Below are 12208 nucleotides of genomic sequence, written 5' to 3' on the forward strand. Positions count from 1 at the left end.
CTGGCTTCGTTGCCTGTAATGCCCTACTTGTTGCAGGCAATGCGCTCGATATCGCTGGCCACTGTGTCGTTTTCCACCGGCTGTTCCCGCCAGTTGATCTGGTCGCGATCAAGTGCCTCCATCGTCAGGCCTGAGCCGAGAAAGTGCACAGTGTCTTCCGTGCAGTTGTAGACCCGCCTGGAATAGACAACTCCGCTGATACCCGAGCGTCTGACCACGATCATCCTTTCCTCGGCGCTTCCGCTTTTATCGATCAGTACGTACTGGCCGAGCTTGTCATTGGGGATGACAATCACTTTTTCCTCGGCACTCGCGGCGGACACAAGCATCCACAGCGCCATGAACGCCAGACATCCCTTCATTACCGCCTCCTGCCTCGAGCCTCCCAGCGTTTGACTCTAGACACATTTGCGTGGGGTATTGCTGCAATAATCAGAAAAACCACATTCCAATCCTTCATCATGTGAATTGAAATGGAGTTCTGCAGGAGCTGCCGAAGGCTGCGAAAGTGGCGTATCAGATAGACCCCATTCGCAGCCATGTGTTTGTCCGGCGACAGCGCAATGCTGGAAATACGGCGATTTCAAAAAAAAGGAATTCATCCATGCCACCGTTCCTCGATCTTCACGCTTTACGCGTTATCGCCCAACGCTCGGCGGCCGTGAGGCAAACCTGCAACTGCATCAACAAACCCCTGGCCGGCTGGGAAGGCTGGCCCGTGTCATTGCGCGAGGCACAGCTTGAGCAGGCCGGTACGCTGGCGGCTTTGCCACGGGAGGAGGCGACGCTTGATGAATACCATCCTGACGGCACGTCCTACTGGTCGGTCGACGCACCCATCGCCCCGGCTTTCTATCCCTACAATCTGTGCGGCGTGTGGCTCTGTCGGGAGTGCGGGCGAGCCTACCTGCGCTACAACGACGACGGTGCTTACCACTCGGAAAGCCGTATCCGAGCTCTCGATCCGTCATTAATTGTCGACGCCCAATAAAAAGCCGCTTCTGCAAACAGAAGCGGCTCGGGTCATGGCGTCAGCACATCAGTGCATGAACAGCGCAATCAGGATGATGACCGGGATAGGCACACCGAGGAACCACAGCAGTAATGAGCGCATTGTCTTTCTCCTGGCTTAACGAGCCGTTGTTGTAGTGGTGTAGGTACGGGCTTCAAGGTAGATGTCAGCATCGCGACGGCGACCGCCGTAGATGGCTGCGAAGCTGGCGAAGAACGCACCGATCAGCAGCGAGATAAAGGTCCACAGCGAAGTCCAGGCGGCGGCTTTGGCGGCGGTATCAGCGGCATTCTTGGCAGCGGTCTTGGCGTCTTCCACTGCCTTGGCGGTCTGACCGTAGACTTGATCGACACGACGCTCGGCATCAGCCTGGCTGAGGTTGGTGCGCTGGGCGATCAGTTGGGCCAGGTAGGTACGATCCTCGGCACTCAATTGCCCGCCATTGTTCAGGCTTTTGGCGAAGATGCGGAAGACCACGCCCTTGGCGGCGTCATCACTGACGGCGGCAGGACGATCATCACGGAACAGGGTGTCAATGAAGTAGCCATAGTCCTGGCCGCTGCTGTTGCTTGCGGCGCTGCCCGCCACTTGTGTCGCGGCGCTGGCTGCACCGGAGGCAACGCTGGCACCGGCTTGCACGCCGCCACTGACGACGCTGCTGACCGAACCGACAATGAGAATCGCAGCGATCAGCGTCGAGACTGCCCAGGCCAGGAAACCGTGGGCGGTGTCGCGGAAATACACTTCATCGCCATGCAGATTGGCCCATTTCACCCGCAGGCGACCGGCAATGTAACCGCCCAGGCCCGACGAGACGATCTGAGTGAACGCCAGCCAGATAATGGTCGAGATTCCCAGTGTCTTGGCGCTCACACCGCTATCGGCCCAAGGCGAGACAGCGGAGAAGCCAAGACCGAAGCCGAGCAGAACCAGAATGAGGGAAAGGGCAGCAGCGCCGGCGGCACCCGCGAAGATCGCCCCCCAGGACACGCCTGAGTGGTTGACCGACTCTTGCGCAACGGCAGGGTAAGTATCAGGGGATGTAATCATTGTTGTGTTGCTCCGTGCTCGAATAGTTTTGTTACATCTTCACGGGGAAGATTGCACTCGCTATGCCAACCGGGAGCCTTGGTTAAATATGTTGTAATTCAATAGGTTACATCTGTGTTTGAATTTTCATTCATGCATTCTGCAAGGTCTGGCCATTTTTCACTGGGCGTTATGCATGACTGCGTTGCGCAGAGTAAGGCGACGCGCCGCCTTGCAACAAACGCAGATCCGTTGGAGTGAGGCTTGCCCGCGAATTGCACCCCGCGGTAAGCCAGGCACAGCGCGTCGAGGCCTTCGTGGGCAGCCTCGATTCAGCAAGCTGAAACTTGTTTGACAGGAAACGGTGTCGGGTCTTTGAGTACATCCCATCAAGGCACGCGCCGTGACGCGCCTTCCAGGGTTTTCCACAGGTTGCGCATGGTCGGGTTCTGATTGGCGATGGCGCAGTACGAACGTATCTCCAGGCGCGTGCTCCACTCCTCGCCGCCTGCGCGCACCAGTTGCCCGCGTTCAAGCTCATCGATCACTGCGCTCTGGGGCAGCCAGGCCACGCCGTAGCCCTCAATGGCCATGCGCATCAACAGCATGGTCATATCGGCTTCGTAGCAGGGTTCCAGGGCAATGGCACCGGGGCCGTTCCTGATGACGATATCCACCACCCGACCGAGAAAAGTCGTCGCAGTGTAGGCCAGGTGCGGTACTGGTTTACTGGCGCTGCCGGGCAGGCGATACAGCGGCTGGCCGCGTTTGTCGGGGGCGCACAGCGGAATGAAGGCGTCATGGCCCAAGGCCAGGCTGCCGAAGCGCTCGGAGTCGAGCAGGATCGGTGCCAACGGATGGTGATAGACAATCATCAGATCGCAGTTGCCTTCCTCCAGGGCAATCACCGCGTCATGGATATTCGCCGCGACGACCCGGGCATTGAACTGCTCGTTGTGCTGCTGAAACTGCGAGAGCCATTTGGGCAGAAAGGTCATCGAGAGGCTGTGGCCTGCGGTGATCTGGATCGAGCGCCCCGGCATGCGCTCCACTTCGCGCAGGGTCGAGCGCAGTCTGAGCAGTCCGCCGAGGGCCTCCTGACTTTCCTCGCAAAACAGCTTGCCCGCCGCCGTCAACTGCACGGGGTAGGTGCTGCGATCCACCAGCTCGACGCCGACCCACTCTTCGAGGGAACGAATCCGTCGTGACAAGGCCGACTGAGTGACGCAACGCACTTCGGCTGCTCGGGAGAAATTCTTCCACTCGGCGATTGCCAGAAGATCATCCAGCCACTTGATATGCATACCCGGCCCTCACTCTGTGTGGCGGCCAGTTTACTGCGCTCAGCCCCGGCAATAGCGGCTGTTTCACAAACTATTCCAAAAGCGCATAGCGCCATCGTGATTACTCATCACCCGCGTTGCCCGGCGTCCTTAGAATCACCCTTGTAGCACCGATGCCAAAGAGCCATCGGGCGATCGATTTCGTCTTCCGCTCCAGCTCCTGCCAAGTAAAAAAGTAAAAAAATCACTTGAGGAACGCGCCATGAACAGTCGCTCTGCGAATAAACGCTCCACGAAAAACCGGCTTCCCCGTCAGATCGCCATCGGCATTGCCTTGGGTGTACTGGTGGGTTGGGCATGCCATCACTTTGCAAGCCCGCAAGGCGCCAAGGACATCGCCGCTTACTTCTCCATGGTCACCGACATCTTTCTGCGCATGATCAAAATGATCATCGCGCCGCTGGTGTTCGCTACCCTGGTCGGCGGGATCGCCAGCATGGGCAATTCCCGCTCGGTAGGGCGCATCGGTCTGCGTGCCATGACCTGGTTCGTCACCGCGTCGGTGATCTCGCTGCTGATCGGCATGGGCCTGGTCAACCTGTTCCAGCCCGGTGCCGGGTTGAACATGGAAGTGGTTCAGCACGCGGCGACGCCGCTGGCAGTCAATACCGGAGATTTCAGCCTCAAGGTGTTTATCAGTCATGTGTTCCCGCGCAGCATTGCCGAGGCGATGGCCAACAATGAAATTCTGCAGATAGTCGTCTTCTCGCTGTTCTTCGGCTTTGCCCTGGCAGGCGTCAAGCGCGCCGGTTACACCCGCATTACCGACACCATCGAAGAACTGGCCAAGGTCATGTTCAAGATCACCGACTACGTCATGGCCCTGGCGCCGATCGGCGTATTTGCCGCCATCGCTTCGGCCATTACCACTCAGGGCCTGGGCCTGCTGGTGGATTACGGCAAGCTGATCAGCGAGTTCTACCTGGGTATCGTGCTGTTGTGGGGCGTGTTGTTCGGCGCTGGCTATTTCTTCCTCGGCCGCTCGGTTTTCACCCTCGGCAAGTTGATTCGAGAGCCGATTCTGCTGGCGTTTTCCACGGCCAGCAGCGAATCGGCCTACCCGAAAACCATCGAAGCCCTGGAGAAGTTCGGCGCGCCCAAGCGAGTGTCCAGTTTCGTCCTGCCACTGGGTTATTCCTTCAATCTCGACGGCTCGATGATGTACCAGGCATTCGCCATCCTGTTCATCGCCCAGGCTTACAACATTGACCTGAGTTTCACTCAACAGCTGCTGATTCTTCTGACCCTGATGGTCACCAGCAAAGGCATGGCCGGTGTCGCCCGTGCCTCGGTGGTGGTGGTTGCCGCGACCCTGCCGATGTTCAACCTGCCAGACGCCGGTCTGCTGTTGATTCTGGGTATCGACCAGTTCCTCGACATGGCCCGCACCGCGACCAACGTGGTCGGCAACAGCATCGCCACCGCCGTGGTCGCGAAGTCCGAGCCGCAGGAAGAGCCTGAAGAAGAGGCAGCGCTTGCCCAGCCTGTGGGTGCGATTGCCTGATTTGGAAATACCTGTTGGCGTAAATCGGGTGGGAGCGAATTCGCTCCCACAGGATTTCGGTCATTGATCAGGTTTTGCGTTGTTCGAGAAGAGAGCAGGTCATGCAAAAAACAAACGAAGCCGCCCCGGTGCGCAAACTGGGCATCGTCGGCGGCTTGGGCTCCCTGGCCGGTGGTGATCTGTTCTACAAACTGGTCAAGTCCCGGGCAGTGCTTGAGGATCAGGGGCGCTATCACTTTCTGTTCGAGCAGCATCCGTTCAAGGACGTGTTGCTGCCACTGGATCGGAACGCCGTCATGACCTCGCGCAAGTTCTATGTCTTCCAGGTCTGCAAGTCCTTCGAGGACAGTGGTGTCGATGCAGTGATGCTGCCGTGTTTCGCCAGCCACACCTTCCGCGCCGAGATTCAGGAAGAGCTCGGCATTCCGGTACTGGACATGCTTGACGCCCTGCGCCAGCACATCGGCCATGTGGTCGAGCGCGGTACGACTCTGGGCGTGATCGCCTCGGATTATGTCCGCCATTCGGGTTTGTTCGAGCGGTATCTGGAGGGCGACTACCGCATCGTCTATCCCGATGCCTCTGCCCAGACTGCGCTGATGGAGGCCATGTACGGGGTCAACGGCATCAAGGACGGCCATCTGGAAGGCGTCCCCTTCGAAGCGGTGTATCAAGCCTGCCTGTCGTTGCAGGAGCAGGGCGCGGCGATCATCGTGCCGGGCATGACCGAGCTGTCGCTGATTTGTTCGGACCTGCAACGCCGGGGCATCAGCGCTCTGGATATCAACGAGATCTACGCCCACTTCGCGACCCAGGCGGACGGCCAGCCGACACGCCCGCCGTTCAAGCTCGGAATTGTTGGGGGAGTGGGGCCGGCGGCCACGGTGGACTTCATGGGCAAGGTAGTGGTCCACACCCCGGCGGACAAGGATCAGGAACATATCAAGATGGTGGTCGAGCAGAACCCCCAGATTCCCGACCGCACCGCCAACCTGCTGCGCGATGAGACCGACCCGACCATGGCCCTGTACGCCACCTGCAAACGCCTGGAAAGCGCCGGAGCCAATGCCATCGCCATCCCGTGCAATACCGCCCATGCCTTTGTCGAGCGGATCCAGGCGCACCTGCGCGTGCCCATCGTCAACATGCTCAGTGAGACGGTGGAGTGGATTGCCGAGCATTACGGTTCAGGCAGGACCATCGGCCTGCTGGCGACCTCGGGCACGGTCCAGAGTCAGGTCTATCATGAGGTCGCACGGCATGCCGGGCTGCAGATCATCACGCCGGGGCTGGACTATCAGGCGATGGTCATGCAGGCCATCTACGGTGAACGCGGGATCAAGGCCGGCTATACCGATGGCCTGTGTCGCGAGCAGCTGTTGCTGGCTGCCGAGCACCTGTGTGAACTGGGCGCCAATGTGCTGATCCTCGGCTGCACCGAGCTGCCCCTGGTGCTGCAACACAGCGCAGGGTTTCGCCTCAACGGACATGTGGTACCGCTGGTGGATCCGACGACCATTCTGGCGTTGCGCTGTGTGGCGTTGGCGCGGGGTAGATAACGCCGGCTCTCACAGACGATGTGTCATGCTCAATCGCATTCCAGTCCCGGGCCTGGAGATCACTGCGCGCCCGCCCCCTTACACTGCGAAGAGGGTGATTGCACCAGCCCGGCCTTGCCATCCGCGACAAAATCCGCGCGCTTCTGCGCCACCTTGTCACGCAGGGCGGCGTAGTAGTCCGGTTGTTGTTGCAGGCGATCGGTCAGCGGCAATAGCTGCGCCCGACCATCGACGACTCCGCCAACGGTACTGATCGTACTCAGGGTATCGACGGTATCGCTGTTGCTGCCAAACGGGTCGACCGCAAAGCTCAATACTTTGCCGGTGGCATCGCGCAGGTTGGCCGTGCCGAACAGCGGCAGTTCGACAATAGGGCCGTCGGCGATATTCCACACGCCGAAGGTCTGACCGAAGTCGGCCTTGTGCCGTTCGATGCCCATCTTGCCTGACACATCGATCAGGCCGACGACACCCACCGTCGTATTGATCACGAAGCGGCCAAAAGTCGCTACCGAGCGTTGGCCGTTACCTTGCAGCAAGTCGTTGATAAAGACTTTTGGCTCACCGAAGTTGGCGACGAAGTTATGCACACCGTCCTGGAAAAAATCCGGCAGATGGCGATAACCACGGGCGACTGGAGCAATGGCGTAATCATCAAGCACGCGGTTGAAGCTGAATATGCCGCGGTTGACGCTTTCGGCCGGGTCATGCAGCGCATAGGGCACGCTGTCGCATGGACCCTGGCGCGTGTCGCTGACTGGAGTGTGGCTGCAACCGCTGGCGAATACGGCAATAAGACTGACCAGACTGGATCGAGCAAAAAGAGTGGGCATGCGGGATATCTCGACGAGGACTGGGGGCGATCCTGCCTGCGGTTTTTTGCTCGGGAATTTCCAGTTGATTGCAAAACAGTCGCTTTATTGCCGAATTGAAATATATGACGGCACGCGGCAAATGGTTTTAGATGAACGCTCCTGCCTTCGTCGCGACAGTGTGTTCCTGTGAGCCATTTACTGCTGGTGGACGATGACCTTGAAGTCCTCGCCCTGTTGAAAAAATTTCTTGAACAGCACGGCTATACCGTCGAAGTGGCCATCGATGGCCCCGGGATGTGGCGGGCGCTGGAGCGGCGCTTGCCGGATCTGATCATTCTCGATGTGATGCTGCCCGGCGACAATGGCCTGGTGCTGTGCCAGCGCCTGCGCGCCGAACATGCGGTGGCGGTGATCATGCTCACCGCCATGGGCGAACTGAGCGACCGCGTGGTCGGCCTGGAATTGGGCGCCGATGACTACCTGACCAAACCCTTCGATGGTCGGGAATTGTTGGCCAGGGTCCGCGCCGTGCTCAGGCGCACCGGTGATGGCAGACAAGCCACGGACTGCGGCCCACGGCCGATCCTCGAATTCACTCACTGGCAGCTGGACGTGATGCGCCGCGAATTGCGCTCGCCGGACAAGGTCATGATTCCCCTGTCCAACGGCGAATTCGAGCTGCTGCTGGTTTTTGCCGAGCACCCGCGACGGATCCTGTCGCGGCAACAATTGCTCGATATGGTTCGCGGTGAATCCCATGAGGCCTTTGATCGCAGCGTTGACGTTCAGGTCAGCAGGCTGCGACGCAAACTGGAAACCGATACGTCAGGCCCGCCGATGATTCGCACCATCCGTAACGGCGGCTACCTGTTCACGCCCCATGTGGTGCGGCGATGAGCCTGCTCGACACGTTCAAGGCCCGCTATCGTCGGCCGCACAATACCGTGGCCCGCTGGATTGCCTTGACCACCATGGGCGCCATGCTCACTGCCCTGGCATTGGGCGGTTTGCTCAGCCTGTTGGCGGGTGTCTGGGCCAAGCCTCCACTGCTGGAGGCCGGGTTGATGGAAAAGGTCGCCGCAATTACCCGCATCATCGAATCGGTATCGCCACAACAGCGGCCCGCCATCGCCAGGGCGGCCAGTGATCAGGGCTTTACCGTGGAGTGGCTACGCCAGCATGCCGACGCTCAGATGCCCGTGCTGGATGACGCGGGGTTCCACAAGGGCTCGAGCCTGCTGCGCCAGTTGCTGGGCAATGCCAGCACCCGGATAGAAGCCTACGAGCCCGCTGACTGGCCTGGGCAACAGGCAGACAAACGCTATGCGCTGCTGCTGCAACTGATCGATGGCTCCTGGGTGATGTTCTCCTCGCCGACCCGCAGTTGGGGCTTGAACGAGTTGCCGCGCAACTTGATCGTCATTGCCTTGGCATTGCTCTCCACCGTCGTCGTCGCACTGATCGCCACCCGCCATCTGGCCGGGCCTCTTGAGCGTTTCGCCCAAGGCGCGCGCCGCTTCGGCACCGACTTCAAGGCCCCGCCGATCCCGGTGGAAGGCCCGCAGGAACTGCGCCAGGCCATCCTCGCGTTCAATGCCATGCAGGCGCAGTTGCAGCACTTTCTGCATGACCGCACGCAAATGCTTGCCGCCATTTCCCACGACCTGCGCGCACCTCTGACCCGCATGCGTCTGCGCGGCGAATTCATCGACGATCTGGAACTGCAATCGCGCCTGTTCCGGGACGTGGACGAAATGCAGGCCATGGTCAATTCTGCCTTGGAATTCTTTCGTGATGACGCCCGGCTCGAATCCGCCACGTCCTTCGATCTGGCCGAGCTGCTGCATACGGTGATCGATGATTTCAAGGATGCGGGCACCGACGTGGCGCTGATCGCCCCCAACCGTTTTGTCTATGTGGGGCGGCCGGTCGGGATCAAGCGGATGCTCACCAATCTGGTGGAGAACGCCTGCAAATACGGGCATGAGCCCTGCGTCGAATTGATCAGCGCAAGCGACCGGGTGGAAATCTGCGTGCTGGACCGTGGGCCGGGCATTGCCGCAGAACATCACGAAGCGGTCTTTACTCCGTTTTATCGCCTGGAAGGTTCACGCAATAAAAACACCGGGGGCGTCGGCCTGGGCCTGTCGGTGGCTCGGGCGACTGTACTGGAGCATGGTGGCACCCTGACGTTGCGTAACCGCACAAATGGCGGTCTCGAAGTGAAGGTACTGCTGCCCTTTGGCTGATCAGCGTCGACTCAGGGCCAGACGCGCGGCGAACAGCACAAAGATCGCGCCTGTAGTGCGATCCATCCAGCGAATCACCTGCTCGCGGCGCAGAATCCCGGCCAGTGGCCGGGTAGCGCCAATCAGCACCGCCGACCAGACCAGGCTGAGCAGCACATGAATGCCCACCAGGCCGAATGTCCAGATGATCAGAGGCTGATCCTGGGGAATGAACTGCGGCAGGAATGACACATAAAAGATCCCGACCTTGGGATTGAGCACGTTGCCCAGCATACCCTTGAGCAGCCAGTTGCCGCCTTGGCGCTGGACGCCGTGTGCGCTGGCCAACCCGCTGCGCGGACGCACAATCATGTTCACTCCCAGCCAGCACAGATACGCCGCACCGCAGTATTTGAGCATGCTGAACGCCAGTTCCGACACCGCCACCAATACCCCCAGACCAAAGGCCACGGCTGCGCCCCAGATCAGGCAACCCAGATTAATCCCCAACACCGCCCGCACTGCCTGATGCTTGCCTTCCACGGCCGCCGTGCGCAGGATCAGCGCGGTATCGAGCCCAGGCGTCAGGGTCAGCAGGGTGGCGGCAAGGGTGAAGGCCAGCAGGTTATCGGCGATGGACATGGAGGGGGCTCGATGTGGGAGGCAGTGGTGAGCAGGCGAGTCACGTAGGTGAGGGCTGACTAGCGGGTTGCGGACAAATAATCGAGTGTATGACTTTCTAAGTCGATGGGATGGCATCGTGCATAAAACCAATCTTCGCAAAGTAGGAGGCTCAATCATGTTGGTTGTCCCACCTGCATTCCTCGATCAATTGCATCTGCAAGCAGGTTCAACGGTCAGCCTGGCTATTGAAGACGGTCGGCTGGTGCTCACTCCCAAAACCAGGCCGGGCTATACGTTGGCAGAATTGCTGGCTGCTGCGGATTACTCTCAGCCGCAATCGGTTAAAGGGCGTGAATGGCTGGACGCTCCCGCTGTCGTTGGTGAGTTGATCTTGGGGCCCGTAATGGGCGCAAGATAGATACCTTGCCAGCAGATATCATGGAAGAAGTGTTGGCAAGACTGGCTGAACAAAGCCACTAACGCGCTCCGTAGCCAACGCTTGGCCTAACGTCGACCCACACCCGAGGAATGACAGGTTGAAACAGAAAATCGCCGTAATAGGTGCCGGTGTCGTCGGCTTGTCAGTGGCGCGAAGCCTTGCGCTGCAGGGCGCCTCGGTTACCTTGCTGGAAGCCGCCACAGTCGGTTCAGGCACCAGCGCAACGAGCTACGCCTGGGTCAACTCCAACGGCAAATCACCGGACGCGTATCATGCGCTCAACGTAGCGGGGATGAACGCGCATCGCCTTCTGCAGCAGCAAAGTCCGTCGCAAATCCGCTGGCTGGACGAGTGCGGCACCCTCGAGTGGGCCGCAGAACCTTGCGAAGCCGCACGTCTGCAAACGCGCGTCGAATCCCTTGTCGCCAAGGGGTACGCGGTAGTCCCGGTGGAGCGCCAAGCGCTCTCCAGATCGCTGCCTGAGCTGATTCTGCCAGCCGACTCGATACCGATCTGGAGCTTCCCGGACGAGTCATTGCTCTGCCCTGCGCTGTTCGTTGCGTTCTTGCGCTCGCAAGCCATTCAAAACGGCGTATCCATTCTCGAACACCAGCAGGTCACCGGGATCGATGAACATGCCTGCGGCGTGCGCCTGCAACTGAATAACGACACCTGTTGGGAAGGTGATATCGCCGTCAGCGCAGTGGGTCGATGGAGCGCGCCATTGCTGGCCACTCTGGGTGTGGAGCTGGCCATGGTGGATGCCGACCAGCCCGGACGCATCAGCTGCAGCTTCCTCGGCCGCACCTCGCCGGCGCAGATCCAGTTGCGCTCGAATCTGATCACCCCGGAGATCAACATCAGGCCCGACGGCGGCGGTCGCCTGCTGTTGCAGGTGCTCGACATCGATCATCAGGCTGATCCTGCGCGAGTGCCTGCTGTCGATAGCCCGGTTGGAACAGAAATGATGGCGAGACTGGCGCGGGTGATGCGCAATAGCGCAAGCGTGCAGCTTGAGCAGATAATCGTAGGCCAACGCTCACGCCCTGCCGATGGCCTGCCGGCGGTGGGCTACGTGACCGATCGCAAGCGCGTCTATGTGGTCGCCACCCACAGCGGCATGACACTGGCGCCAGCCTTGGGGAGCCTGGTCGCGGAGGACATACTGACTGGCTCTCGGCCAGCGATACTGGCGGATTTCAGCCCCGACAGATTGATAGGCAGGAAGGCGAGCGACTTTCAGGAGATTGAAACCCATCATTTTCCGGCGGCGCAGTGAGCGGGTTCTTTAGCAGATAACTGATGCTTACGGCCGCAACGGCCGTAAGTAGTAGCTGTCTTGGCTCAATTATCTGCTTCCTGATTTCCCTGCGGTTTCAACCGATATCAATGCGCGTCTCAGCCAGCGCTGTCATTACAGGCGAGTTCCCCGGTCCGAATAGGTAAATCAACACCTGGCTTTAGCACACCTGCACTATAGCTGTGCCCAGTGCCTGCGCTCTAAGCTGGGAGCGCTACATATCGCCCAACCGCGCGGTCTGAAGTGCTTTTGATTTCAGAGAATGATGCTGCCGGCGGCATTGGAGTCAGGGTGTGTTATTGCGGCTATGTCTTGAGATGCATTGACTGTACCTCTCATGCAGACGAACCAGGAG

12 protein-coding genes are annotated in these 12208 nt (G+C 59.7%); 7 read left to right on the top strand and 5 right to left on the bottom strand.

The features are described 5' to 3' along the window. Window positions 1-23: 23 nt before the first annotated feature. A complete protein-coding gene (locus ACCD02_RS25715; RefSeq protein ID WP_413308331.1) occupies window positions 24-362 on the bottom strand; it encodes a hypothetical protein in 339 nt (112 codons plus the stop codon). 242 nt (window positions 363-604) lie between these two features. On the opposite strand from ACCD02_RS25715, the gene ACCD02_RS25720 reads away from it, so the two are divergent. Further along, window positions 605-991, top strand: a complete 387-nt coding sequence (locus tag ACCD02_RS25720; protein ID WP_413308333.1) for a hypothetical protein — start codon at window positions 605-607, stop codon at window positions 989-991. 138 nt (window positions 992-1129) lie between these two features. Here ACCD02_RS25720 and ACCD02_RS25725 read toward each other — a convergent pair whose 3' ends face one another. Both ACCD02_RS25725 and ACCD02_RS25730 read right to left on the bottom strand, forming a co-directional pair. Further along, window positions 1130-2062 (bottom strand): hypothetical protein, encoded by a 933-nt coding sequence (locus ACCD02_RS25725; RefSeq protein ID WP_413308335.1) that lies wholly within the window; start codon window positions 2060-2062, stop codon window positions 1130-1132. 368 nt (window positions 2063-2430) lie between these two features. Continuing rightward, a complete protein-coding gene (locus ACCD02_RS25730; RefSeq protein WP_413308337.1) occupies window positions 2431-3345 on the bottom strand; it encodes a LysR substrate-binding domain-containing protein in 915 nt (304 codons plus the stop codon). 241 nt (window positions 3346-3586) lie between these two features. On the opposite strand from ACCD02_RS25730, the gene ACCD02_RS25735 reads away from it, so the two are divergent. Beyond that, window positions 3587-4888, top strand: coding sequence for a dicarboxylate/amino acid:cation symporter (locus tag ACCD02_RS25735; RefSeq protein ID WP_413308339.1), 1302 nt, complete (start codon window positions 3587-3589; stop codon window positions 4886-4888). 101 nt (window positions 4889-4989) lie between these two features. Then, on the top strand, window positions 4990-6447 hold the full coding sequence (locus tag ACCD02_RS25740; RefSeq protein ID WP_413308341.1) for an amino acid racemase: 1458 nt from the start codon (window positions 4990-4992) through the stop codon (window positions 6445-6447). A gap of 59 nt (window positions 6448-6506) precedes the next feature. Here the strand turns inward: ACCD02_RS25740 and ACCD02_RS25745 are convergent, their stop codons facing one another. Next, on the bottom strand, window positions 6507-7280 hold the full coding sequence (locus ACCD02_RS25745; protein ID WP_413308342.1) for a VacJ family lipoprotein: 774 nt from the start codon (window positions 7278-7280) through the stop codon (window positions 6507-6509). 168 nt (window positions 7281-7448) lie between these two features. Between ACCD02_RS25745 and ACCD02_RS25750 the strand changes: the two genes are divergently transcribed. Beyond that, on the top strand, window positions 7449-8159 hold the full coding sequence (locus ACCD02_RS25750; RefSeq protein ID WP_413308344.1) for a response regulator: 711 nt from the start codon (window positions 7449-7451) through the stop codon (window positions 8157-8159). Further along, on the top strand, window positions 8156-9511 hold the full coding sequence (locus ACCD02_RS25755; RefSeq protein ID WP_413308346.1) for an ATP-binding protein: 1356 nt from the start codon (window positions 8156-8158) through the stop codon (window positions 9509-9511). Before ACCD02_RS25750 ends, ACCD02_RS25755 begins: the two co-directional genes overlap by 4 nt. On the opposite strand, the gene ACCD02_RS25760 is transcribed toward ACCD02_RS25755, so the two are convergent. Further along, entirely contained in the window at window positions 9512-10132 is a 621-nt protein-coding gene (locus tag ACCD02_RS25760; protein WP_413308348.1) for a LysE family translocator, read from the bottom strand. A 118-nt stretch (window positions 10133-10250) separates the two neighbouring features. On the opposite strand from ACCD02_RS25760, the gene ACCD02_RS25765 reads away from it, so the two are divergent. Both ACCD02_RS25765 and ACCD02_RS25770 read left to right on the top strand, forming a co-directional pair. Beyond that, complete coding sequence (locus ACCD02_RS25765) at window positions 10251-10532, top strand: AbrB/MazE/SpoVT family DNA-binding domain-containing protein (protein ID WP_413308350.1); 282 nt, start codon at window positions 10251-10253, stop codon at window positions 10530-10532. A gap of 118 nt (window positions 10533-10650) precedes the next feature. Then, window positions 10651-11832: an NAD(P)/FAD-dependent oxidoreductase gene (locus tag ACCD02_RS25770; RefSeq protein ID WP_413308352.1), complete on the top strand. Its 1182-nt coding sequence runs from the start codon at window positions 10651-10653 to the stop codon at window positions 11830-11832. The last annotated feature ends 376 nt before the right edge of the window (window positions 11833-12208 follow it).

It is taken from the genome of Pseudomonas sp. Pseusp88 (assembly GCF_047303955.1).
GTDB lineage: Bacteria > Pseudomonadota > Gammaproteobacteria > Pseudomonadales > Pseudomonadaceae > Aquipseudomonas.